At 72.7% G+C, this 24,220-nt stretch carries 15 protein-coding genes; 8 read left to right on the forward strand and 7 right to left on the reverse strand.

Annotated elements, in window-relative coordinates:
- Nucleotides 1-375: 375 nt before the first annotated feature.
- The 4 genes from WMF24_RS27445 to WMF24_RS27460 all read left to right on the forward strand — a co-directional run bounded on the left by WMF24_RS27445 (nt 376) and on the right by WMF24_RS27460 (nt 10,562).
- Nucleotides 376-1,146 (forward strand): hypothetical protein, encoded by a 771-nt coding sequence (locus WMF24_RS27445; protein WP_437730353.1) that lies wholly within the window; start codon nt 376-378, stop codon nt 1,144-1,146.
- A 548-nt stretch (nt 1,147-1,694) separates the two neighbouring features.
- Nucleotides 1,695-7,550, forward strand: coding sequence for a HAMP domain-containing protein (locus tag WMF24_RS27450; RefSeq protein ID WP_437730354.1), 5,856 nt, complete (start codon nt 1,695-1,697; stop codon nt 7,548-7,550).
- A gap of 326 nt (nt 7,551-7,876) precedes the next feature.
- Nucleotides 7,877-8,413: a hypothetical protein gene (locus tag WMF24_RS27455; RefSeq protein WP_437730355.1), complete on the forward strand. Its 537-nt coding sequence runs from the start codon at nt 7,877-7,879 to the stop codon at nt 8,411-8,413.
- Between the two features lie 304 nt (nt 8,414-8,717).
- Nucleotides 8,718-10,562 (forward strand): serine/threonine-protein kinase, encoded by a 1,845-nt coding sequence (locus WMF24_RS27460; RefSeq protein ID WP_437730356.1) that lies wholly within the window; start codon nt 8,718-8,720, stop codon nt 10,560-10,562.
- A gap of 128 nt (nt 10,563-10,690) precedes the next feature.
- Here WMF24_RS27460 and WMF24_RS27465 read toward each other — a convergent pair whose 3' ends face one another.
- Both WMF24_RS27465 and WMF24_RS27470 read right to left on the reverse strand, forming a co-directional pair.
- Complete coding sequence (locus tag WMF24_RS27465; RefSeq protein WP_437730357.1) at nt 10,691-11,059, reverse strand: hypothetical protein; 369 nt, start codon at nt 11,057-11,059, stop codon at nt 10,691-10,693.
- Nucleotides 11,060-11,433: 374 nt separating this feature from the next.
- On the reverse strand, nt 11,434-12,636 hold the full coding sequence (locus tag WMF24_RS27470) for a phospholipase D-like domain-containing protein (protein WP_437730358.1): 1,203 nt from the start codon (nt 12,634-12,636) through the stop codon (nt 11,434-11,436).
- Between the two features lie 325 nt (nt 12,637-12,961).
- Here WMF24_RS27470 and WMF24_RS27475 point away from each other — a divergent pair, with 325 nt between their 5' ends.
- On the forward strand, nt 12,962-13,522 hold the full coding sequence (locus WMF24_RS27475) for a hypothetical protein (RefSeq protein WP_437730359.1): 561 nt from the start codon (nt 12,962-12,964) through the stop codon (nt 13,520-13,522).
- Between the two features lie 8 nt (nt 13,523-13,530).
- On the forward strand, nt 13,531-14,016 hold the full coding sequence (locus WMF24_RS27480; RefSeq protein WP_437730360.1) for a DUF421 domain-containing protein: 486 nt from the start codon (nt 13,531-13,533) through the stop codon (nt 14,014-14,016).
- A gap of 75 nt (nt 14,017-14,091) precedes the next feature.
- Here the strand turns inward: WMF24_RS27480 and WMF24_RS27485 are convergent, their stop codons facing one another.
- The 5 genes from WMF24_RS27485 to WMF24_RS27505 all read right to left on the reverse strand — a co-directional run bounded on the left by WMF24_RS27485 (nt 14,092) and on the right by WMF24_RS27505 (nt 22,324).
- Nucleotides 14,092-15,588, reverse strand: a complete 1,497-nt coding sequence (locus tag WMF24_RS27485; protein WP_437730361.1) for a DUF2330 domain-containing protein — start codon at nt 15,586-15,588, stop codon at nt 14,092-14,094.
- A gap of 303 nt (nt 15,589-15,891) precedes the next feature.
- Complete coding sequence (gene trmFO, locus WMF24_RS27490) at nt 15,892-17,355, reverse strand: methylenetetrahydrofolate--tRNA-(uracil(54)-C(5))-methyltransferase (FADH(2)-oxidizing) TrmFO (RefSeq protein WP_437730362.1); 1,464 nt, start codon at nt 17,353-17,355, stop codon at nt 15,892-15,894.
- A 36-nt stretch (nt 17,356-17,391) separates the two neighbouring features.
- Nucleotides 17,392-19,998 carry a type I DNA topoisomerase gene (gene topA, locus WMF24_RS27495; protein WP_437730363.1) on the reverse strand — a complete coding sequence of 869 codons (2,607 nt, stop codon included), beginning with the start codon at nt 19,996-19,998 and terminating at the stop codon, nt 17,392-17,394.
- 128 nt (nt 19,999-20,126) lie between these two features.
- Nucleotides 20,127-21,263: a DNA-processing protein DprA gene (locus WMF24_RS27500; protein ID WP_437730364.1), complete on the reverse strand. Its 1,137-nt coding sequence runs from the start codon at nt 21,261-21,263 to the stop codon at nt 20,127-20,129.
- A 245-nt stretch (nt 21,264-21,508) separates the two neighbouring features.
- Nucleotides 21,509-22,324: a hypothetical protein gene (locus WMF24_RS27505; RefSeq protein WP_437730365.1), complete on the reverse strand. Its 816-nt coding sequence runs from the start codon at nt 22,322-22,324 to the stop codon at nt 21,509-21,511.
- 79 nt (nt 22,325-22,403) lie between these two features.
- On the opposite strand from WMF24_RS27505, the gene WMF24_RS27510 reads away from it, so the two are divergent.
- Both WMF24_RS27510 and WMF24_RS27515 read left to right on the forward strand, forming a co-directional pair.
- Complete coding sequence (locus WMF24_RS27510; RefSeq protein ID WP_437730366.1) at nt 22,404-23,408, forward strand: hypothetical protein; 1,005 nt, start codon at nt 22,404-22,406, stop codon at nt 23,406-23,408.
- Nucleotides 23,405-24,199, forward strand: coding sequence for a glycerophosphodiester phosphodiesterase (locus WMF24_RS27515; RefSeq protein WP_437730367.1), 795 nt, complete (start codon nt 23,405-23,407; stop codon nt 24,197-24,199). Before WMF24_RS27510 ends, WMF24_RS27515 begins: the two co-directional genes overlap by 4 nt.
- The last annotated feature ends 21 nt before the right edge of the window (nt 24,200-24,220 follow it).

The following is a 24,220-nucleotide window of genomic DNA, read 5'->3' on the forward strand; positions in this document are numbered from 1 at the left end:
CGCGCCGCGCGTCTCCAGCCCGAACCCCGGGGCGCACGACGCCTGACGCGCTCGTCGGCCCGGCAACGAAGTCCGTGACGCAGCGGGGCGCGCCGGGCTCATCCATCTTGTGTGGGGCCCCGCCATGGCACAACCCGTGCCGCGCTTCCGCCCCCGCGCTTTCTCACCACTTTCCGCACGCCGCGCTGGCCTGCAGCAGAGATCGCGATTACAGCGTGGAGGCACCTTTGCCCCCATGCGGCGGTTCGCCACACCCTCGCTTGGCTCCGCCTGGCACGTTCCGTTCGAGGGGACTGCGCCCGCTCGGCATGCGTTGTGCACTGACGCGAGCCAGAGAATCGAGATCGGCTGATAAACGCAGCAAAGGACTCGTTTATGTCGCAGCGCAGAAGCCAGGTCGATGATTTCACGCGGCTCACGGAGGAAACCGAGCGGCTCGCGAGGCACGTCGAGGATCTCCGACTCCGGATCGCCGCGACGACAGCGAAGCGGCGCGCATCGTCCGGCTTGCACCCTGCGCAGAGCGGCGCCTCGCCGGACGGGACGCACGGCGCGCTCGCAGAGCGGCCGCCGTATGGCCCGCCCTCCGAGCGGCCGCCGTACGCCGCCACCTCGGAGCGGCCGCCGCACGCCGCCCTCACCGAGCGGCCGCCGTATGGCCCGCCCTCCGAGCGGCCGCCGTACGCCGCCACCTCGGAGCGGCCGCCGCACGCCGCCCTCTCGGACCGGCCTCCGCACGCGGCCTTCTTCACCGAGCAGCCGCCGTACGGCGCCCCGTCCGAGCGAACGCTCGACGCTGTCGCGCCCCCGGAGCGGGCGCTCGACGCAGCCCTGGAGCGGGCGCAGGACGCGGCCACGGATCGCTCCGTGGACGCCTCGCACGCCTCGCACGCCTCGCACGCCTCGCACGCCCCGCACGCCCCGCCCGAGCGGCCGCGCCCCCGCCACTCGCCCTTCCCCGAGCGCCCCTCGTGCCTCGCGAGCGTGTCGCGATGGCTTCCACCGCTGAGGCCGGCACGCGAGGTCCTGGAGTCGGGTGTCCACGAGAAGGTGGGAGAGGCAGGGCGCTACTGCATCGTCACGCCGCGGGACAAGCCGCGCTCTCTCCGACCGAAGCGCCGGACGCCGAAGGCCGACGTGGCCTGAGGCAGCGTCCTTCGCCGCACCCACCGCCGCTCCCCGCGCGCGGCTGCCCACGCGGTGCTCCGACAGCGTGGCTGCGTGGGCTGCCCGCCGCGCCCCGGGCCCACACCCACGCACGACAGGTAAGCCGTACAAGACACGCGTTGCGCGCGGCGCGAAGCTTGCCCGGGCGCGCGCCTGCGTAGTATACGAAACCATGCTGTCGTGCGGTGGGCGCGGACGCGCATCGTGCGGCGACGCCTGACATCGATGGGACTCGACGGAATCCACGCGGTCGGGCGGCGAGAGCCCCGCTCCGCGGCGGCGCGCGCGCCCCGCGACATCGTTCGTTTCCCGGAGTCGTCGATGGCGCCGCACCTCCGGCGAGAGCGCCTGTCCCGTCGCCGCCCCCTCGCCGCCCCGCGGCGATGCGAGGGCCGCCTGCCCGGGCGGCGCCAGGGCCCCCGACCCGACCGCTTGCGGCGCTCCGGGGCACGTCGGTGTCCGGGGCGCGCCCTCGTTTCCCTTGACAGATCGGCCCCGCTCGCAGGGAGGGCCAGGAGAACAGCGGCATGGAGCAGCGTAGCGACCTCGACAAGGCGGCCCGCAAGACGAGAGCTGGCAATGGCAAGGGCAAGAAGGGCGCGCCCGCGGAGGGGCTGCACGGCGCTGCGCGCGCGAAGAAGGCCCCCGCCGCGGACGTCGCCCGCGCCGCGCCGCCGGTCGAGCGGGGCGGGCTCGACCGGCGCACGCTGCTGCTGTCGCTGACGGCGCTCAAGAAGGGCGACTTCTCGGTACGGCTGCCCATCGATCTCGAGGGGCTCGACGGGAAGATCGCGGACACGTTCAACGACGTCATCGAGCTCAACGAGAAGATGGCCCACGAGCTCCGCCGGCTGAGCCGCGTGGTGGGCAAGGAGGGAAAGCTCTCGCAGCGCGCCTCCATCGGCGACGTGAGCGGGGCCTGGGCCGAGGAGATCGCGTGCATGAACGCGCTCATCGGCGATCTCGTCCACCCCACGGTCGAGACGGCGCGCGTCATCGGGGCCGTCGCCGAGGGCGACCTCTCGCAGAGGATGGCCCTCGAGGCGGACGGCCGGCTGCTCGACGGCGAGTTCCTGAGGACGGCCAGGACCGTCAACACGATGGTCGACCAGCTCCGCTCCTTCGCCTCCGAGGTCACGCGCGTCGCGCGCGAGGTCGGCACCGAGGGCAAGCTCGGCGGCCAGGCCGAGGTCAAGGGCGTGGCCGGCACCTGGAAGGACGTCACCGACTCCGTCAACTCGATGGCTGGCAACCTCACCGCCCAGGTGCGCAACATCGCCGCCGTCACGACGGCCGTGGCCACCGGCGATCTCTCCAAGAAGATCACCGTCGACGTCAAGGGCGAGATCCTCGAGCTCAAGGACACCATCAACACGATGGTCGACCAGCTCCGCTCCTTCGCCTCCGAGGTCACGCGCGTCGCGCGCGAGGTCGGCACCGAGGGCAAGCTCGGCGGCCAGGCCGAGGTCAAGGGCGTGGCCGGCACCTGGAAGGACCTCACCGACTCCGTGAACTCGATGGCCGGCAACCTCACCTCCCAGGTGCGCAACATCGCCGCCGTCACGACCGCCGTCGCCAACGGCGATCTCTCCAAGAAGATCACCGTCGACGTCAAGGGCGAGATCCTCGAGCTCAAGAACACCATCAACACGATGGTCGATCAGCTCAACTCCTTCGCCTCCGAGGTCACGCGCGTCGCGCGCGAGGTCGGCACCGAGGGCAAGCTCGGCGGCCAGGCCGACGTCCGCGGCGTCGCCGGCACCTGGAAGGACCTCACCGACTCCGTCAACGCGATGGCGTCGAACCTCACCGCCCAGGTGCGCAACATCGCGACCGTCACCACCGCGGTCGCGAAGGGCGATCTCTCGAAGAAGATCACCGTCGACGTCAAGGGTGAGATCCTCGAGCTCAAGGACACCATCAACACGATGGTCGATCAGCTCAGCTCGCTCGCCGCCGAGGTCACGCGCGTCGCGCGCGAGGTCGGCACCGAGGGCAAGCTCGGCGGCCAGGCCGACGTCCGCGGCGTCGCAGGCACCTGGAAGGACCTCACCGACTCCGTCAACTCGATGGCCGGCAACCTCACCGCCCAGGTGCGCAACATCGCGACCGTCACGACGGCCGTGGCCACCGGCGATCTCTCGAAGAAGATCACCGTCGACGTCAAGGGCGAGATCCTCGAGCTCAAGAACACCATCAACACGATGGTCGATCAGCTCAACTCCTTCGCCTCCGAGGTCACGCGCGTCGCGCGCGAGGTCGGCACCGAGGGCAAGCTCGGCGGCCAGGCCGAGGTCAAGGGCGTGGCCGGCACCTGGAAGGACCTCACCGACTCCGTGAACTCGATGGCTGGCAACCTCACCGCCCAGGTGCGCAACATCGCCGCCGTCACGACCGCCGTCGCCAACGGCGATCTCTCCAAGAAGATCACCGTCGACGTCAAGGGCGAGATCCTCGAGCTCAAGAACACCATCAACACGATGGTCGATCAGCTCAGCGCCTTCGCGGCGCAGGTGACGCGCGTCGCGCGCGAGGTCGGCACCGAGGGCAAGCTCGGCGGCCAGGCCGAGGTGACCGGCGTCGCCGGCACCTGGAAGGACCTCACCGACTCCGTCAACTCGATGGCCGGCAACCTCACCGCCCAGGTGCGCAACATCGCCGCCGTCACGACCGCCGTCGCCAACGGCGATCTCTCCAAGAAGATCACCGTCGATGTCCGCGGCGAGATCCTCGAGCTCAAGGACACCATCAACACGATGGTCGACCAGCTCCGCTCCTTCGCCTCCGAGGTCACGCGCGTCGCGCGCGAGGTCGGCACCGAGGGCAAGCTCGGCGGCCAGGCCGACGTCCGCGGCGTCGCAGGCACCTGGAAGGACCTCACCGACTCCGTGAACTCGATGGCCGGCAACCTCACCTCCCAGGTGCGCAACATCGCCGCCGTCACGACCGCCGTCGCCAACGGCGATCTCTCCAAGAAGATCACCGTCGACGTCAAGGGCGAGATCCTCGAGCTCAAGAACACCATCAACACGATGGTCGATCAGCTCAACTCCTTCGCCTCCGAGGTCACGCGCGTCGCGCGCGAGGTCGGCACCGAGGGCAAGCTCGGCGGCCAGGCCGACGTCCGCGGCGTCGCAGGCACCTGGAAGGACCTCACCGACAACGTGAACTCGATGGCCGGCAACCTGACGAACCAGGTGCGCGGCATCGCCAAGGTCGTGACCGCGGTCGCCAACGGCGATCTCAAGCGCAAGCTCATCGTCGACGCGAAGGGCGAGATCGCCGCGCTCGCGGACACGATCAACGGCATGATCGAGACGCTCGCGACGTTCGCGGATCAGGTCACCACGGTGGCGCGCGAGGTCGGCGTCGAGGGCAAGCTCGGCGGGCAGGCGAGCGTGCCCGGGGCCGCCGGCACCTGGAAGGACCTCACCGACAACGTGAACCGGCTCGCGGCGAACCTCACGACGCAGGTGCGCGCGATCGCGGAGGTCGCCACCGCCGTGACCAAGGGCGACCTCACCCGGTCGATCAAGGTCGAGGCGCAGGGCGAGGTCGCGGCGCTGAAGGACAACATCAATGAGATGATCCGGAACCTCAAGGACACGACGCTGAAGAACAGCGAGCAGGACTGGCTCAAGAGCAACCTCGCCAAGTTCTCGCGCATGCTCCAGGGGCAGAAGGATCTCCTCACGGTCGGCCGGCTCATCCTCTCCGAGCTCGCCCCCGTCGTCACGGCGCAGCAGGGCGTCTTCTACATCATGGACTCTTCCCGTGAAGAGCCCGTCCTCAAGCTGCTCGCGAGCTACGCGTTCAAGCAGCGCAAGCACGTGGACAACCAGTTCAAGCTGGGCGAGGGGCTCGTCGGCCAGTGCGCCCTCGAGAAGGAGAAGATCCTCCTCGTCGGCGCGCCGCCGGACTACATCACGATCACGAGCGGCCTCGGCGAGGCGCCCCCGGTCAACATCATCGTCATGCCGGTGCTCTTCGAGGGGCAGGTGAAGGCCGTCATCGAGCTCGCGTCGCTCGAGCGCTTCAGCCCGACGCACCAGGCGTTCCTCGATCAGCTCACCGAGTCGATCGGCATCGTGGTCAACACGATCGAGGCGAACATGCGCACCGAGGACCTGCTCAAGCAGTCCCAGTCGCTCGCGCGCGAGCTCCAGAGCCAGCAGGAGGAGCTCCAGGAGACGAACGCCGCGCTCGGCGAGAAGGCGCGGCTGCTCGCCGAGCAGAACGTCGAGGTCGAGCGGAAGAACCACGAGGTCGAGCAGGCCCGCCAGGCGCTCGAGGAGAAGGCGCGGCAGCTCGCCCTCACCTCCAAGTACAAGTCGGAGTTCATGGCCAACATGTCCCATGAGCTCAGGACGCCGCTGAACAGCCTCCTCATCCTCTCGGACCAGCTCTCCAGGAACAACGACCAGAACCTCACCCCGCGGCAGGTCGAGTTCGCGAAGACGATCCACGCGTCGGGCACCGATCTCCTCGCGCTCATCAACGACATCCTCGATCTCTCGAAGATCGAGTCGGGCACCGTCGTCGTCGACGTCGGCGAGATCAGCTTCAAGGATCTGTCGGACTACGTGCAGCGCACGTTCCGGCACGTCGCCGAGGCGAAGAAGCTCGAGTTCGAGGTCGCCTTCTCGCCCGAGCTGCCGCCGTCGATGCTCACCGACGCGAAGCGGCTCCAGCAGGTGCTCAAGAACCTGCTCTCCAACGCCTTCAAGTTCACCGAGCGCGGCCGGGTGATCCTGGAGGTGACAGTGGCCGGCGACGGCTGGAGCCGTGAGAACGATGTGCTCAGCCGGGCCGACACGGTGATCGCGCTGTCTGTCCACGACACCGGCATCGGGATCGCGCCGGACAAACAGCAGATCATCTTCGAGGCGTTCCAGCAGGCGGACGGGAGCACGAGCAGGAAGTACGGCGGCACCGGGCTCGGGCTCGCGATCAGCAGGGAGATCGCGCGGCTGCTCGGCGGCGACCTCGTGCTCGTGAGCGCGCCGGGCCGCGGGAGCACGTTCACCCTCTACCTGCCGCGCACCTACCGGCCCGTGCGGGCGGCGCGGCGGCAGCCGACGCACGTCCTCGACGCGCCGGTAATCCACGAGGAGCCCGTCCACAGCAGCCGGCCGTCCGATCGCATGTCCGCGGCGACCGACCTCCAGATCGTCGACGACAGCGAGAGCGTGCGCCCGGGCGATCGCGCGCTCCTGATCGTCGAGAACGACACCGTCTTTGCCCGGTTCCTCGTGGACGTCGCGCGGGAGCACGGCTTCAAGGCGGTCGTCGCCGTCCGCGGCGCGACGGCGCTCTCGCTCGCGCGCGAGCTCCGGCCGCAGGCGATCACGCTGGACATCAACCTGCCCGACATCGACGGCTGGCGCGTGCTCGACTGCCTGAAGCGCGATCTCCAGGCGCGGCACATCCCGGTCGAGGTGATCACGACGGAGACGGAGGAGGAGCGGTGCCGCGCGCGGCGGATGGGCGCGATCGGGCTCCTCAACAAGCCGCTGAGCAGCAGAACGGCGCTCGACGACGCGTTCAAGCGGCTCGACGCGCTCGTCAGCTCGCCGGGGCGCCGGCTGCTCCTCGTCGAGCCGGACAGGGCCGCAGGCGACCCCGTGGCCGAGCTGCTCCAGGACGAGGGGGTCGCGATCACCCCCGTGGAGACGGGCCAGGCGGCGCTGGCCGCGCTCGAGCGCGAGGGGTTCGACGCCCTCGTGCTCGGGCTGCGCCTGCCCGACATGTCCGGCCTGGAGCTCATCGACCACCTCGACCGCGCCGGGCGCTTCGCCGAGCTGACGGCGATCGTGTACACCCCGGCCGACATCGCCGGGGACGACGAGGTGCAGATCGCCCGGCTGGCGCAGCGGCTCCCCGTGAAGCACGTCCAGTCGCGGGAGCGCCTCTACGACGAGGTGACGCTCGCGCTGCACCGCCGGCTCTCGGATCTGCCCGAGCCGAAGCGGCACCTCGTGGAGCAGCTCCACGAGTCGGCCGCCGCGCTCTCCGGCAAGTGCGCGCTGATCGTCGACGACGATTTCCGCAACATCTACGCGCTGAAGACCGTCCTCGAGAGCCACGGGATGACGACCCTCGCCGCGGACACGGGCAAGGCCGCCATCGAGCGCCTGGAGCGGACGAGCGGCATCGATGTCGTCCTCATGGACATCATGATGCCGGAGATGGACGGATACGACACCATGCGCGCGATCCGCAAACGTCCCGTGTTCCAGACGCTGCCCATCATCGCCGTCACGGCCAGGGCGATGAAGGGCGACCGGGAGAAGTGCCTGGAGGCGGGCGCGACCGACTACATCTCGAAGCCCGTCGACACCGAGCAGCTCCTCGCGCTGCTCCGGATCTGGCTGCATCGCTGAGCTCGCATCACCGCCCTTTCCCCCCACCATGCCGCTCAGCCCGCTGCGTGACGGCAGTTCGTCTGCGCTGCAATGACGCCTCAGTGTGGCGTCTGTGCGCAGTGGGTCGCGCTACCGTCCACAGCCGACAGCGCTGGATCCCGGGGATCTCCGGCATTTTTTTCTGGCACGTCCTCTGCTGGCCCCCGTGTGTGATTCCAGAATACAGCGAGGGGGTCGCGCCTGCGCGGGGACGTACCTGGGGAAAGGAGCTGTCGGTGAGGGCAAAGCTGGTGACAGGTCTGCTGCAGACCTGGTCGGGCGCCGAGAGGGCTATTGAGCGCGTCATGAGCTGTGGATACAGGCGCGACGCCATCAGCCTTGTCATGAGTCACGCCGCGCGCGGCCAGCGTGTCGAGGGCGGAACCGGATCCAGCGCGGCGGCGGGCGCCGGCATCGATGGGGCGGCGTTCGGGGCCGTGGGGGCGGGGGCCGTGGGCGCGGGGGCGGGGGCCGTGGGCGCGGGGGCGGGGGCCGTGGGCGCGGGGGCGGGGGCCGTGGGAACGGCCGCCGCGTCCGCGGCGCTCGGCGCGACCGTGACGTTCCCCCGCCTGGGGATCGTGGCGGCGGGGCCGATGGAGGCCGCGCTCGCGGGCGCGGACGGCGCGGCGGGCGGGCTCGTCGGCGCGCTCGTCGCCGCCGGCGTCCCCGAGCACCGCGCGCGCGTCCACGAGGCCGGCCTGCAGCAAGGCGAGATCCTCGTCGGCGTTCACGCCCAGTCGCACCGAGACGCGGAGATCCTCGAAATGATCCTCGAGTATGCCGGCGCCGAGAACGTCCGGAGCGACAGCGCGCGCAGGCGTCCCTACGACAGCTTCATCTAGGGCGCCTGGCGGGCACGGCGCTCGCGTGGCGCGCCACGCGCCCCGGCGCGTGGCAACTTGCCTCGCTGAGGCGCGCTGCCGCTGACGCGCCCATGCGGGATTTCAGGCGTCCCCCGAGAGGAGCTCTCTGGCATGGGCGATGCTCCAGATTCAGGTGGAACACTTCGAGTGGAACAATTCGGCGTGGGACGCGCGGCGTGGTCGAGCGGCGGGATGGCCGGATCAGGCGTCAGGAGAGCGCATGTCGAGCAACATGACCCAGGGTTACGAGCACACCTTAGGGGAGCGCTTCGAGGTCGGCACGTTGGTTGGCGACAAGTACCAGCTCCTCCGCAAGGCGGGAGAGGGGGCCATGGGCTCTGTCTGGGTCGCCGCGAACACAGCGCTCGAGGCGAACGTGGCCATCAAGGTGCTTCGACCGGAGATGCGCTCTCCGGCGATCGCGGAGCGGCTGCTCCGCGAGGCGCGCGCGGCGGCGAAGCTGAGCCACCCGGGGATCGTGCGCGTCTTCGATCTCGGCAAGACCGCGGACGGCACGCCGTACATCGTGATGGAGCTGCTCGAGGGCGAGGCGCTGCGGGACGTGCTCTGCCGGGATCAGCGGCTCTTGCCCGAAGCGGCGATCGCGATCCTGCTGCCCGTGGCGAGCGCGATGCACGCGGCCCATGAGCGCGGCGTCGTCCACCGGGATCTCAAGCCGGACAACGTGATGCTGGCGGACCTCGGCGACGGGAGGCTCCAGCCGAAGGTCGTCGATTTCGGCATCGCGAAGGTCACGTGGACCGAGCCCGAGTCCGGGTCGACGGGCGCGGCCGTGATCGGGACGCCGCAATACATGCCGCCCGAGCAGGCGCTCGGGCAGGGCCACATCGACCATCGCGCGGACATCTGGGCGCTCTGCACGATGCTGTACGAGGTGATCGCGGGCGAGACGCCGTACGCCGGGGAGCAGGGGTTCGGGACGCTTCGCGCGATCCTCCAGGACCCGGTGCCGTCGCTCGTCGAGCGGTGCGGCACGGACCCGGCGCTGTGGTCGATCATCGAGCGCGGGCTGCGCAAGGACCCGGCGGATCGCTGGGGGAGCATGCGGGAGCTCGGCGTCGCGCTCGCGACGTGGCTCGTCGCGCGCGGCGTCTCGGAGGACGTGTGCGGCGCGTCGCTCCGCGCGCAGTGGCTGGACGAGCGGACGAGCCAGGTCCCGGCGCAGTCGCCGCGGCCGATGGTGGTGAGCTCCGCGCCGACGCTTCACTCGCGCCGCGCGGAGGATGCGCTGGAGCTACAGCTGCCGCTGGCGTCCACGCGGCGGGCGCCGACGCCGGCGGGGCCCGGGGCGCCGGTCGTCGTGGGGCGCAAGGCGCTGGAGGAGAGCGGCGAGCGCGCGTGGTCCGAGGCGACGGCGATGGGAAACCTGCAGGGGGCGGCGGTGTCGCCGAGGCCCTCGCTGCGGGAGCGCTTCCCGTTCCGCCGCGTCGCTGCGGCCGGGTTCGTGCTGATGGCGGGGGCGGCGGCGTGGAGCGTGGCGCCGGTCACGACGGGCCCCGTCGCCGAGCTGACGCCGGTGCCCCCGGCCGCACCCGCGGTGACGGTGGTCGAGGCGCCGACGCCGACGCCCGCGCCGGAGGCGCCGACGCCGGAGCCGCCGGCGGCCGCCGCGGGCTCGCTCACGGCCAGCATGGCGCGCGGCCTCGTGGTGCCATCGGCGCCCGCTGCCCCTGCGGCCGCTGCCCCTGCGGCCGCTGCGGCGCCGCGCCCGTCGCGCACCGCGAAGGCCGCGCCTCCCGCGTCGCCGGCCACGGCGGCCGCCGCCGCCGCGCCGACGCTGGCGCAGGCGGCGACCCCGCTGCCGGAGCTTCCCGCGGCCGACGCGGGCGCGGACGCGACGCTGCTCCTCGCGCAGGCGGCGCCGGCCGCGCCGTCGCCCGAGGGCGCGGCCTGCCCCACGGACGGCGGCCATGCGGACGGAGAAGCGGCCTGCCCGCCGCCGCCCGCGGCCGAGGGCTCGGCGAAGGCGGTCGAGCCCACCGAGGACGCCGCGGCGGGCCGGCAGGAGCACGACACGCACGGGTCGGCGAGCGAGGAGCCGCCGCCGGCGCCCGCCGCGGACGCCGGTGCGGCGGAGCCGTCCCCTGACGCCACGGCGGCGCCGTAGCGGGCCGGCGTCATCGAGCGCGCCACCGGGCGACGGGCGCCGGGACGGCCAGCGGGCGCGGGGGAGCGGGCCTCCTTCGCGCCCCCTGCGCCTCGACGTTTTTGTCTTTCAGATCATGAACTTACGTCTCACCTTCCCCCGCGCAAGCAGGCGGTGAGCTCGGGCGTCTGGCGCCATGCGCACTGGCGTCGCGCGTCGCGCTCGCAGATGCCGTGCGACCGGTAGCAGGCATGGGCCTCGTTCCACTCGCACGTCGTCGTGACCCGCTCCGCCGCGCAGATCTGCCCGCTGCAGCCGGTCACGAGGCAGCCTCCGGTCGCGGTGGCCTCGGCGCTCGCCTCCCCCAGCGCCTCGTCGCCGCCCTCGTCCGCTTCCGTCTCCTCGGCGCCCGCTTCGCTGCCGGAGAAGCCGGGTTGGCCGCAGCCGGCCAGCGCGAACAGCGCGCCGGCGACGGCAGAGACAACGCCCTTCCAGGGCTGCGCGATACGACGTTTCATCCTGATCTCCCCTCCTGCGCTCGGCGGCGGCCGGCGCCCCATCGCTCGTCCACGGACATCGTCCTGCTGGGGCCCAGAGGAGGAGGTGCCAAGCGGCGCGCGCCACGGGCATCGGCGGTGGCTCGCGGGGCGCGGGAGCAGGGCGGGATCCCTCCGCTCGACAGCGGTGAGCCGCGACCATTCCATGCACCTCGTTCCGCGCACCAGGAGTCCGGCCAGGGATGCCGAGAGAGATTTCAACGCAAAGGCGCAAAGGCGCAATAAAGAGAACGAACAAATATGTATATTTTTGCGTCTTTGCGTCTTTGCGCCTTTGCGTTAAATCTCTCCCCGCTCGCGCCGCAGAGCCCTGGAAGGGTCTCTGCCCCGCGGCGCTACACGCCGAGCGCCCGGAGCAGCCCGCCGTCGCGCTCGTGCTCGGGGAGCGCGCCGGGCCAGCGCACGCCCGCATACCGCGGCTCCAGGAGGTCGAGGCTCATGCTCCAGAGCGCGTTCCGCAGCCGCGCCAGCGGCCCCAGCCTGGGGAGGTTGTTGAGGCACACGGCCTCGCTCCGCTCGAGGTCCCGCTCGAAGAGCAGGGCGGCGTCCCTCACGAAGGCAGGCTGCTTGACGATGAGGTTCGCCTCGCTCACCCACCGCAGGCTGGTCGGGTTCACGTTGAAGGTCCCCACCGTCGCCCAGTCGTCGTCGATGACCGCGAACTTCGAGTGGAGCATCGAGGGGAGGAACTCGTAGATCTGGATCCCGCTCTCGAGCCACGACCTGTACCGCGCGAGGCTCGCGTTGCGGATGGCCGGGAGATCGGAGTGGCGCGGCACGATGATCTTCACGTCGATCCCGCGGCGCGCGGCGTCCATGAGCTCGCGCTCGAGCCCGCGGGGCGGGCAGAAATACGCGTTCTCCATCCACACGCGGCGCCGCGCGGCGCGCACCCGCTCGATGTGACGCTCGTAGATGACGGCGGGCGGCCTTGGCGCGTCGGTGATGAACTCCACGTCGTCGTACACGCCGCCCGTCCAGTAATCGAAGGAGCGGCCGTCGGCCTCGTTGGCGAGCATCCAGCGGCACTCGAACGCCCGCTCCATGTCGGCCACGCACGGCCCCATCACCCGGCTACAGACCTCGTGCCATCCGTCGCCGCCCTGATCGCGCGGCAGCCACTCGTCGGCCCACGCGGCGCCGCCGACGTAGCCCGCGCCGTCGATGACCACGATGCGCGAGTGCTCCCGCGGGAACAGGGCGCCCCCGCGGATCACCGTGCCGAGCGGCCGGTACGCGCGGGCGCGGATGCCGCGAGCCCTCATGTCCTCGAAGAACGGCGCAGGCGTCGTGTGGCTGCCGAGCGCGTCGTAGAGGAGCCGCACGTCGACGCCGCGCCGCGCGGCGTCCGCGAAGGCGTCGGCGAAGCGATGACCCATCAGGTCGTTGCGGTAAATGTACGTGGATATCCAGATCTTCTCCCGGGCACGCGCGATGTCGTCGAGGAGCGATTCGAGCACCATCGTCATTCCGGGCAGGAGGCGCGTGGCGTGGGGAGCGCGCGTGGGGAGCGCGCTGTCCGTCACCTTGCCCGTCATCGTGTGACCTGGTCTGGAATTCGCCCTGGAGCCTGGAAACGTCAGCACCGAGCAGGTCATGTGGAATCCTGAGCGCCGGGCGGCTGCGGCTCGATTGCCGCAGTGGCCCGCACGCCCTCAGCGCCACGGCTGAAGCAGCCCGTATGCCACGTTGCCGAGGCGCGATCGCGCCGGGAACGCGGCGGTGATGGGTTCGCGACGTGGCAGACTGCCACGCTCGACCGGCGCGCCACAGCGCGCCGAGGCAAGCGGTCTCTCCGGCGGATCCCGGCTCGCGGTCCGCGGGCGCCCGCGCCGGCATCGGTCTTGAACGTCGGTGTGCGCGATGGCGCAGCCCGGTCACGAGTTCTCCGTCACGCGGCCCTCCCAGGCGGACGGCCGCGCGCACGCCGGGCCGCTCGACGCGGCGAACGAGCCGCCGGCCGCGCCGTCGATGAGGCGCCGGCTCAAGCTGACACCGAAGCACGCGCTCGGCGCGCTCGCGCTCGCCTGCGTGGCCGCCAGCAGCCTGTTCACACAGGCCCGGACGGCGCGCGAGGCGACGGCGCAGGGGCTCACGCTGCGCGTCGAGTACCCCGAGCGGATGCGCTTCCGCGACGCAGAGCGGCTGACCTTCGACGTGACGCGCGCGGCGGGTGAGCCCTGCCGTGGAGCCGCGCTCACGATCGACGAGGCCTACCTGAACGGCTTCGAGGAGCGCCGGGCCACGCCCGCCGAAGCGGCGATCGGCCGCTTCCATCTGGGCCGCCTCGCGCCCGGCGAGCGGCGCCGGGTCGTCCTCAACCTCCGCGGCGAGCGCGCCTGGCTCGTCTCGGGGAGCGCCGCGGTGTCGTGCGACGGGGAGCGCGGCGCCGAGGTGCCGCTCCGCACGTTCATCTTCCCCTGACAGGTACCATGGAGATCGTCGCCCGCGTCGCGTTCGTCTATGTGTTCCTCGCCGCCGCGCTGCGCGTGATCGGCAAGCGCGAGCTCAGCTCGCTCTCGCCGTTCGAGCTCGTCACGCTCATGCTGATACCCGAGATCGTCTCTCAGGCGCTCGTCCGCGAGGCGTCGCTCACGAACGCGCTCGCGGGCGTGGCCACCCTGCTCGTGCTCGTGTTCTTGACGTCGGTCCTGACGCACGTCGTCCCGGCGGCCTCCAGGGTCATCGACGGCTCGCCCACGGTCCTCGTCGCGAAGGGCCGCATCCTCGAGGACGCGTGCAACCGCGAGCGGATCCAGCCGGAGGAGATCTTCTCCGAGATGCACAGGAGCGGGCTGGAGCGCCTGTCGCAGGTGCGCTGGGCCATCCTGGAGGCGGACGGCGATCTCACCATCATCCCGGAGCAGGGGCACGGCCTGCCGGTCGCGCGGACGAGGGACCGGGACGTGGGCGTCTGAGCGCGGCTCAAGGGACCGGGGCCGGGGGCGTCTGAGCGCGGATCAGGGACCGGGACGGGGGCGCGTGAGCGCGGCTCAGGCCGGGCGGGAGGCGAAGCGGCGCGCGCCGCGGCGGGCGACGGCGGCGGCGAGGGCGAGGGCGAGGGCGCCGAGCGTCACGCCGACGAGCGTGCCCTGCCCGCGCGACCGCGACGCGCGGTCGCCGTCGAGGGTCACGGGGGTCGCCGCGCCGCAGACCACCTGGGCGCGGACGCTCACGCGGGCGCGCAGCCAGTTGTCGACCCGCGCCTGCGGCCCGGGGGAGAGGACGAGGTCCGTGTCGAGCGCGGCGCGCGGCAGGTTCGCCTCGAGGCGCGTGAGCCAGACGTCCTTCGGGTGCAGGCCGATCATCGCCACGGCGAGGTCGTCGAGCGGGCCGCACGCGAGCTCGCGCGCGTCGATCTGGCCGGAGGGGACCTCGCCGCAGCTCGGATCGGACAGCGGGACGCCGGCGGGGCACGGGCTCGCCACGACGCGGCCCTCCGCGGCGAGCCCGGCGAAGCGCACGGCGCACGCGGTGTCCTGGGTCTCGCCGTTCGCGAGCCCCTGCTGGGCGAACGCCGCGGCGATGGTGTCGACCGGGGTCGTGGAGCCGCTCGTCGTGTACTGCACGCCGAACGGCGCCGCGGAGCTCGACACGGGCGAGAACAGCGAGCCCTGCTGCGCGTAGGGCGTGAGGAACGCGCGGCCGCCGTCGGCGGCGGCGAGCGCCTTCTCCCGCAGCTCGCCGTAGTTCGAGTCCTGCGCGGCGAAGTCCCACGCGAGCAGGTCGTGGGGGATGGCCGCGGCCGCGAACCCCTCGGGCGCGAGGCGCGACTCGCTGATGGTGAAGAGGGTGATCGCGACGTTCGCGCCGGTGCCGGCGGCGACCATCCGGAGCGGGAGCGCGGCGCTCGCCCCCGGAATGACGACCCGCACCGGCTTCATCTCCTTGACGTCCTTGCCCGGCTGGAGCTTGAGGGCGATGAAGTCGAAGTTCTCCCTGACGTAGGCGTCGATGACCGGCTGCGTCGAATCGTCGACGCCGAAGCCGTTGTCGTCGAGCCACCGGTTCAGCGCGCCGGGCGCGTCGGTCGCGAGCGTCGCCGTCTCGTACGGGCCGACGGTGCCGCGGTGGAGCACCGTGACCTGCTCGTTGCCGCCGAACGCCTCGCCCCCGGCCGAGTCCGAGGCGCTGCGTGCCAGCGCGCCGCAGCCGCCGCCGCTCCCGCCGCAGTTGATGTTCGGCGCGGTGATGCGCACCGACGTTGCCGCGTCGAGCGTCTCGAACCACGCGTCCGAGCCGACCTCCAGGGTCGCCCCGCGCTTGACCGGGAGCACCCAGGCGAACTCGCTGGGGTCACCGGCGTACTGGATCTGGTCCCAGAGCACCGACTGGACGGGCGACACGGAGAGCACCATGCGGTGCGCGTTGACGACGGTGGTCTCGGTCGGCGGGGCGAAGCACCCGCCGCACGCGAGCGCCTCGCGGAGGGGCAGGAGCGTCGCGGCAGGGGCGGCGAGCGCAAGGAACGCGAGCAAGCGAAGTCTCATCGGCTACCTCCATGGGCGCGCGGGACAGCGCACCGGCGGGCTCCCGGGGCGCGCGGGCGGCGCGCGGCGCACCACGGCCAGGGTATCCGAGCCCGCGCGCGGCGGGCGGCCCGCGCACGATCGGGGCGCGGGCGGCTGGCGCCCGTGATGTCGAGATCGCCCGTCAGCCCGCTGCCCGCCGCGCTCAGGGGCCGCCCATCAGCCCGCTGCCCGCCGCGCTCCGCGGCCGCCCGTCAGCCCGCTGCCCGCCGCGCTCAGGGGCCGCCCATCAGCCCGCTGCCCGCCGCGCTCCGCGGCCGCCCGTCAGCCCGCTGCCCACCACGCGTCGAGGTCGCGGAGCGCGCGCTCGGCCATCGCCTCGTAGCGGGCGCGCTTGCGCAGCTTGCCCTGCGACGGGTCGAGCGGCGCGATGTGCGCCCAGGTGATGTTCGACGGCTGATACGACGGCTGCTTGCGGCCGAGGTGCGTGAGGATGCCGCCGAGCGCCGTCGTGGGCGGCGGCGGCCGGAGCGGCTCGTTCCGCAGCCTCTGCGCGAGCAGGATCGCGCACACGAACCCGGCCGCTGCGCTCTCCACGTAGCCCTCCACGCCCGCGATCTGGCCGGCGAGGTGGACGCCCGGCAGCGCGCGGAGATCCATCGCCGGGCCGAGCAGCGCCGGCGCGTCGACGAAGGTGTTCCGGTGCACGGAGCCCATGCGGAGGAACTCGGCCTCCTCCAGGCCGGGCACCATCCGGAACACCCGGAGCTGCTCGGCGTACTTCATGCGCGTCTGGAAGCCGACGAGGTTGTACGCGGTCGCCGCCTCGTCCTCCGGGCGGAGCTGGAGCACCGCGTAGGGGCGCCGGCCGGTGCGCGGATCGGTGAGCCCGACCGGCTTCATCGGCCCGAACGCGAGCGTCTGCTCGCCGCGCGCGGCCATCACCTCGCACGGCAGGCACCCCTCGAAGTAGCGCACCTCCTCGAAGTCGCGCGCCTCCACCTTCTCCGATTCGACGAGCGCCCGGACGAACGCCTTGTACTGCGCCTCGTCGAAGGGGCAGTTCACGTAGGCCTCGTCGCCGGCCTCCGCGTCGTCGCGGCGCTCGGCCGCGCCCTCCGGCGCGGCGCTCGCCGGCCCCGCTACCCGCTCCGGCTCCGCTGCGCGCCCGGGCTCCGCTGCGCGCCCGGGTTCGGCGGACCGCTCGCCCCGGACGGTGCCCTTGCCGTAGCGCGACTGCTTCCACACGCGCGACCAGTCGATCGACTCGGCGCTGACGATGGGCGCGATCGCGTCGTAGTACGCGAGGTGCTCGGCGCCGACGGCCGCGGCGAGGCTCGCCGCGAGCGCGTCGGACGTGAGCGGCCCTGTCGCGAGGATCACCGGGCGCTCGGCGGGGATCTCGGTCACCTCGCGCCGGTCGACGGCGATGCGGGGGTGGGCCTCGATCGCCCGCGTCATCGCCTCGGCGAACCGCTCGCGGTCGACCGCGAGCGCGCCGCCGGCCGGCACCGCGGTCTCGTCGGCGCACCGCAGGGCGAGCGAGCCCACGCGCCGGAGCTCCTCCTTGAGGAGCCCCACCGCGTTGCTCAGCGCCGCGCCGCGCAGCGAGTTCGAGCACACGAGCTCGGCCATGCGGTCGCTCGTCTGCGCCGGCGTGCGCCGGTGCGGCTTCATCTCGACGAGGCGCACGCGCAGCCCGCGCTGCGCGAGCTGGTACGACGCCTCGCAACCGGCCAGGCCGCCTCCGACGACGACGACGTCGCACGGGCTCTCCGCTCCGCTCATACAGCTCACCAGGTGGTTGGGGGGTTCGCGACCGTCTTAGCTCGCCGTGCGGCGGGCGCGCACGGCCCGCGCGGGCTTTTCGGCCTCGCCCTTCGTCGCGCCCCTGTCGGCCGCGCCGGGGCCCGGCGGGGCGGCCTGGGGTCGCTCGGCCGAGGCCGGCGCGGCGCCCGCCGGCTCGGGCCGGGCGGCCGGCGTCGGCGCGGCGCCCGCGACGATCGACGCGGCGTCCGGAGCGGCGGCGCCCTCCTCCCCCTCTCCCTCGACGATCTCCTGCTTGAAGCCGCAGTCCTTCGTCGCGCAGACGAGCATCGCCTTCTTGCCGGCGGTGCGGGTGACGAACTTCGCGCCGCACTGCGGGCACGGGACGGGCACCGGCTTCTGCCAGAGCTTGAAGTCGCACTTCTGCTCGGCGTTCCAGTTCGAGCACCCGTAGAAGGTGCGCCCGCCCTTCTTGCGGGGCCGGATCTCGATGAGGTCACCGCCGCAGTTCGGGCACGCGACGCCGAGCGGCACCGGGCGCGTGTTCTTGCAGGCAGGGTACCCGGTGCACGACAGGAAGTCGCCGAAGCGCCCCGTCTTGATGATCATCGGCTTGCCGCACTTGTCGCACGAGATGTCGGTCTCGCGGACCGCGGCGCTGCCCCGCGTGTCGGACAGATCGCGCGTGGCCTTGCACTTGGGGTAGCGCTCGCAGCTCAAGAACCAGCCGTTCTTGCCCCACTTCTTGAGCATCATCGACCCACACTCGTCGCAGACGATGTCGGTCTTCTCTGCCTCGGGCTTCCACGGCGCGAGCTTCTTCGACTTGTCGAGCTGCTCCCTGAACTTCTTGTAGAAGCTCTTGAGGAGCTGCTCGCGCTTCAGGTTGCCGGCGCCGACGGCGTCGAGCTCCTCCTCCATCTGCGCCGTGAAGTTCGGGTCCATGATGTCGAGGTTCGACCGGACGAGGCCGTCGACCACGAACTTCCCGAGCAGCGTCGGCTGGAACGCGCCCCCTTCCCGCTTCTCCACGTACGCGCGCTGCTGCACCTTGCTGATGATCTCGGCGTACGTCGACGGGCGGCCGATGCCGCGCTTCTCCAGCTCGCGCACGAGCGAGCCTTCGTTGTAGCGGGGCGGCGGCTGCGTGAACTTCTGGTCGGTGACGACCCCGGGGGGCGACACGGCGAGCTCCTCGCCCTCCTTCATGTCGGGCAGGAGCGCCTCCGAGTCCTCCTCGGCCGAGGCGCCCGGCGCCGCGCGCTCGGCCTCGGCGGCGCTCGCCTCGGCGGGCGCCGGCGCGGCGGCGCCGCCGTCGGCCGCGGCGCCGGCGCTCTCCTCCTCGCCGGCGAACTCCTGCTGGCCCTCCGTGACCTGGAGCCAGCCCGGGAACTTCAGGATCCGCCCGCTCGCCCGCGCGAGGTAGCTCCGATACCCGGGCGCGGCGACCGTCGGCGTCGCGTCGATCTCGACCGTCGTCCGGTCGTAGACCGCCGGGTTCATCTGCGAGGCGACGAAGCGGTTCCAGATGAGCTTGTACAGCTTGTACTGCTCGTCCTTGAGGTACTTCTTGATCGAGTCCGGGTGGATCTCGACGCTCGTCGGCCGGATCGCCTCGTGCGCGTCCTGCGCGTTCTTCTTCGACTTGAAGATGTTCGGGCGCTCGGGGACGAACTCCTTGCCGTAGCGCTTCGCGACGACGCCGCGCACCTCGGCGATCGCGTCGTCGCTGACGCGCGTCGAGTCGGTACGCATGTACGTGATGAGGCCGACCGGGCCGCCGTCGCGCTTCAGGTCGATGCCCTCGTAGAGCGCCTGGGCGATCTGCATCGTCCGCTTGGCGCCGAAGTGCAGGTAGTTCGTCGCGTCCTGCTGGAGCTTCGACGTGGTGTACGGCGCGGGCGGGTTGCGCTTCTGCTCGCGCCGCACGACCTTCGCCACCCGGTAGCGCGCCGTCTCGAGGTCGGCGCGCACCTTCGCGGCGGTCTCGCCGTTCGTCACCTCGAGCTTCTTGCCGTCCGCGGACGCGAGCTTGGCGACGAACGGCGCGCGCTGCGGCGGGCTGGCCGCGGCGAGGCCGACCGCGATGTTCCAGTACTCCTCGGGGACGAACGCCTCGATCTCGCGCTCGCGATCCACGATGAGCCGCAGCGCGACCGACTGCACCCGCCCGGCCGACAGGCCGAACGCGAGCTTCGACCACACGAGCGCCGAGACGTCGTAGCCGACGATGCGGTCGAGGACGCGCCGCGCGCGCTGCGCGTCGTACAGGTTCTCGTCGAGCTTGCGCGGGTTGTGGACGCCGTGGTCGACGCCCTTCTTCGTGATCTCGTGGAACTCCACCCGCGCCACCTTGAGCTTCGGGTTCTTGATCTCCTCCGAGATGTGGAACGCGATCGCCTCGCCTTCGCGATCGGGGTCGGTCGCCAGGAGCACCTCGTCCGCCTTCTTCGCGGCGGATTTGAGCTCCTCCAGGACCTTCTCTTTGCCCTCGATGACCTCGTAGGTCTCGGCAAAGTCGTTCTGCACGTCGACGGCGTTCTGCTTCTTGGGCAGATCCTTGACGTGCCCCTTCGAGGCGAACACCTCGTACCCGTTGCCGAGATACTTCTTGATGGTCTTCGCCTTCGCCGGCGACTCCACGATGACGAGCGTCTTGGCCATCACCACCTTCTGAGCAACGTGTCGGGGCTGTGTAGAGGATTGAAGGGCTAACCTTCGTGCGAGGGAGGCCCCCCCGCGAGGAGGCGGCCACCCGGAACCGCACTGGGTAGGGTGGACCGGCGTGCCCTTCAACGAAGAGCCCGCCGAAACAACCCGGCGGGCCCCTCTACTACTACGGCCTGGAGCGTCAACGTCAAGAGTGCCTCCACGGCGCGCCTGGGCGGAAGCCCCGTCCGCTCGCACACCTCGTCGACGTGCGCCGGGTGGGCGTCCAGGGCGTCGAGGACGGCGCGCTCTTCGGCAGTTTCCGTGATGATTTCAGCCATTTCGGCGCGGGCTCCCGCGCTCGCCTCGCGCGGCTCCGCGCGCTCCCCGCGGTCCGGCGCGCCCGCGCGCTCCTCGTCGGCTCCGGCGCGCGCCTCGCGGGCTTCCGCGCCGACGGGCCGCGCGGGCGCGCCTCTCTCGGGCTTGTCGGGCGAAGCGGCCGCGCGCGCGGCGAAGGCCGCGTCCGGCAGCGGCAGCGTGCCGGCGCCGGGCGAGCTGTTGCGAAGGGAGCGCCGCGCGCGCCGCCGGGGCGGCGGCGGCGGCCCGCCGAGGACGTCGATCACGTCGGCCGCGCGCGTGACGGGGCGCGCGCCGCCGACGAGCTCCAGCGCGCAGCCGACGCCGCGCGGGCTCCACGGCGCGTGCGGGACGGCGCAGAGGTGGCGGCCGAGGCGTCGGGCGGCCGCGGCGGCGGAGCGGGCGCCGCTCTCGATGCCCGCCTCGATCACGACGGTCGCGAGCGTGAGCGCGGCGAGCACCGCGTTGCGCTGGAGGAACAGCGCCGGCAGCGGCGGCGTGTCGTCGGGGACGCGCGCGAGCAGCGCGCCGCCCGCGGCGAGGATGCGGTCGAAGAGCGCCGCGTGCTCCCGCGGGTAGGGGTGCGCGAGGCCCCCGCCGCAGACGACGACGGTCGGCGCGCGCGCCGCGAGCGCGCCCTCGTGCGCGGCCGCGTCGACGCCGCGCGCGCCGCCCGACCAGATCGCGTAGCCCGCCTCGCCGAGCTCCGCGGCGAGCGCGCGGGTGAACCGGAGCGCCTCGTCGCTCGCGGCGCGCGTTCCGACGATCGCGATGCCGGGGCGCGCGGGGAGCGCGCCGCGCAAGTACAGCGTCGGCGGGTGCGTGGGCGGGTGCGTCGGCGGCGCGGCCTCCGGCTCGTTCACGAGCGCCCAGAGCGACGCGGGGTAGGATGGATCGGAAGGCAGGATCTCGATCGACGCCATACGCGGCGTGTCGACCGGCGCCCGGGCCGAGTTGCGCGAGACGTTGCGCGAAATGAGCAGCGCTCTGTCGAACGCGCCCGGGCCGCCTGCGCGGGAGCGACCAACGGGTGGACCCCGCCTGAAGCGAGCAGAATTTCGAACCGCAACGACGCCAAGGTGCCGAGGACGCCAAGAGACTGTCTTGTTCTTGGCGTCCTTGGCGCCTTGGCGGTTCACTTCTCGCTCGATGCAACGTGATCCGTGCTCTAGCGGGGCGGCGCGCCGCGCGAGGCGCCGGGCGGCGCCTCCTTGCCGGGCGGCGTCGCGCTCGGCGGGACCGTGTCGGGCGGCGTCGCGCTCGGCGGGGCCGCGGGGGGCGCTGGCGGGCGCGGGCCCCGGTAGCCCTGGACGAGCACGACGCCCGCGCCGCGCCGCACCTGCGCGTGGAGGTTCACAGGGATCGGCGCGCTCCCGGGACCGGCGGGATCGGCGGGCCCGGGCCCGGCGGGGACAGAGAAGCACGCGCCCCGGCCGCCGATCACCGCGATCGGCCCGCTGTCCGCGTCCTGGGCCGCGATCTCGAGCGCGGGCGCCGCGCCCCGCGTGACGAAGAGGTCGACCTCGATCACGCCGAGCCCGCCCTGCGCGATGAACACCGCGCACTCCCCCGGCGCGACGCGCGCCGGGATCGCGCCGCTCTCCCCCTCGGCGATCTGCAGCGACACGACCTGCCCAAGCGCCGTCATCCCCCTCGCCTCGCCGCGCGCCGTGTTCTCGAGCGCGAGCGCCGTCACGCGCGGCACCGGCGCCGGCGTCGGCGGCCGCTGCTGCCCGACGCGGCTCAGGAACAGGCGCGCCGCCTCCGGGTCCGGCTCGGGCGCATCGCTCGGCGGCGGGGGGTTCCGCACCTCGGGCGCGGGCGCCGGGGCCGGCGCGGGCGGCGGCGTCGGCACGAGGACATCGGACCCGGACCCGCCGCCGCCGCCGCCGCAGGCCGACGCGACGAGCGCGAGCGACGCGGCGAGCAAGCGGCGCGCCGGCCTGAACGGATGCAGATCGAGGAGAGCGAGGGCGCGCCGCACGGCGCGGAGCGTACCAGAACCGCCGCGCCATGCGCGGTCGGCGAGCGGCCGGCCATGGAGCGTGCTACCCCCTCGCCCGATGAAGCCCAGGGACATCGTCGTCGCGACGCACGGCCATTGCTTCGACGGCATGGCGAGCGCGGCGCTGTTCACCCGCCTGATGCAGGCGCTCCACCCCGGCGAGCCGCTCGCCCTCCGGTACCGCTCCTGCGGGTACGGCCCGGGCATGACGATGATCCCCCCCTCGTGGCTCGACGGCGACGAGAACGCGATCCTCGACTTCCGCTACACGCCGACGAAGAAGCTGACCTGGTACTTCGACCACCACGTCACCGGGTTCGGCTCGGACGACGAGCGCGACGCGGCGCTCGCGGGCGCGACGCGGTCGACCAGCGCCGACGAAGGCCCTCACGTCTTCTACGACGCCGCCTACGGCTCGTGCACGAAGCTCATCGCGGACGTCAGCCGCGACCACTTCGGCGTCGAGATGTCCGGCGTCGACGAGCTCGTCCGGTGGGCCGACATCATCGACACGGCGCGCTTCCCCTCGGCCGAGGCCGCCGTGAGCCGCGAGGAGCCGATCATGCAGCTCGCCTCCGTCGTCGAGCACCACGGCGACGGGCCCTTCCTCGCCTCGGTGGTGCCCCGGCTCGTCGACCAGCCCGTGAGCGAGGTGGCGCGCGCGCCCGACATCCAGGAGCTCTGGCGTCCGCTCTCCCTCTCGCGGCAGACGTTCGTCGCGCGCATCGAGCGCGGCGCGCGCAAGCTCGGCCGCGTCGTGCTCGTCGACCTCTCCGACGCGCCGCTCGAGGCGGTCGGCAAGTTCATGACGTACGCGATGTACCCGGACTGCGTGTACTCGGTGACGCTCTCCAGGCACAAGCAGCACTACAAGCTCTCGGTCGGCTACAACCCCTGGTGCGGCGTCCCGCGCGATCGCGACATCGCGCCGATCTGCCGCCGCTACGACGGCGGCGGGCACCCGGCCGTCGGCGCGGCGTCGTTCCCGCTCTCGGCGCTGGAGCGCGCGCGCGAGGCGGCCCGCACCATCGCGGAGGAGCTCAACGAGGAGCCCGCGCGGTGACCTGGGCCGAGCAGCGCTTCCGCCGGAGCGCGCGCGAGCCGGGGCCGGCGGCGGCGTCGCCGCGCGGGGCCGGCCGCGGGCCGCTCATCCTCGGGCACCGGGGCGTGCGCGGCGAGGGCGCGCCCCCGGAGAACACCCTCGCCGCCTTCGAGGAGGCGGCGGCGCAGGGGGCCGACGGGCTCGAGCTCGACGTGCGGGTGTGCGGCTCGGGCGAGGTCGTGGCGCTGCACGACCCGGACCTCGAGCGCGTGACGCGCGGCGCGGACGCGCGGAAGGCCGCGGCGCTCCGCTGGGACGAGCTCCGGCAGGTCGACCTCGGCGGCGACCGGGTGCCGCTCCTCTCCGAGGTGCTCACGTTCGCGCGCGGGCGGCGGCTCGCGGTCAACATCGAGATGAAGCGCGACGTGCCCGACCGCGCCGCCGTCGTGCGCGCGACGGCGCGGCTCCTGCGCGCGTGGGATCCGCGCCACGCGGTGCTCGTGTCGTCGTTCGATCCCTTCATGCTGGCCTCCTTCGCGCTCATGGCGCCGGCCGTGCCGCGCGCGCTGCTCGTGCACCGCAGCCGCTACCACGACACGGCGGTGCGCCTCGCCCCGGCGCTCGGGGCGTTCGCCGCGCACATCGAGCGGACGATCGCGTCGCCCGAGCGCATCGCGCTGCTGAAGCGGCAGGGGCGCGTCGTGAACGTGTGGACGGTGAACGACCCGCGGGAAGCGCAGGACCTCGCGGCGCTCGGCGTGGACGGGCTGATCACCGACGCGCCGCGCCGCATCCGCGACGCGCTCGCGTGACCGCCGCGACGGCGTGACGGC

This window comes from Sorangium sp. So ce1335, assembly GCF_051521615.1.
GTDB lineage: Bacteria > Myxococcota_A > Polyangia > Polyangiales > Polyangiaceae > Sorangium.

Coding starts and splice junctions, on each gene's coding strand:
- WMF24_RS27445 (WP_437730353.1), top strand. CDS start 376: ATGTCGCAGCGCAGAAGCCAGGTCGATGATTTCACGCGGCTCACGGAG.
- WMF24_RS27450 (WP_437730354.1), top strand. CDS start 1,695: ATGGAGCAGCGTAGCGACCTCGACAAGGCGGCCCGCAAGACGAGAGCT.
- WMF24_RS27455 (WP_437730355.1), top strand. CDS start 7,877: ATGAGCTGTGGATACAGGCGCGACGCCATCAGCCTTGTCATGAGTCAC.
- WMF24_RS27465 (WP_437730357.1), bottom strand. CDS start 11,059: ATGAAACGTCGTATCGCGCAGCCCTGGAAGGGCGTTGTCTCTGCCGTC.
- WMF24_RS27470 (WP_437730358.1), bottom strand. CDS start 12,636: ATGACGGGCAAGGTGACGGACAGCGCGCTCCCCACGCGCGCTCCCCAC.
- WMF24_RS27475 (WP_437730359.1), top strand. CDS start 12,962: ATGGCGCAGCCCGGTCACGAGTTCTCCGTCACGCGGCCCTCCCAGGCG.
- WMF24_RS27480 (WP_437730360.1), top strand. CDS start 13,531: ATGGAGATCGTCGCCCGCGTCGCGTTCGTCTATGTGTTCCTCGCCGCC.
- WMF24_RS27485 (WP_437730361.1), bottom strand. CDS start 15,588: ATGAGACTTCGCTTGCTCGCGTTCCTTGCGCTCGCCGCCCCTGCCGCG.
- trmFO (WP_437730362.1), bottom strand. CDS start 17,355: ATGAGCGGAGCGGAGAGCCCGTGCGACGTCGTCGTCGTCGGAGGCGGC.
- topA (WP_437730363.1), bottom strand. CDS start 19,998: ATGGCCAAGACGCTCGTCATCGTGGAGTCGCCGGCGAAGGCGAAGACC.
- WMF24_RS27500 (WP_437730364.1), bottom strand. CDS start 21,263: ATGGCGTCGATCGAGATCCTGCCTTCCGATCCATCCTACCCCGCGTCG.
- WMF24_RS27510 (WP_437730366.1), top strand. CDS start 22,404: ATGAAGCCCAGGGACATCGTCGTCGCGACGCACGGCCATTGCTTCGAC.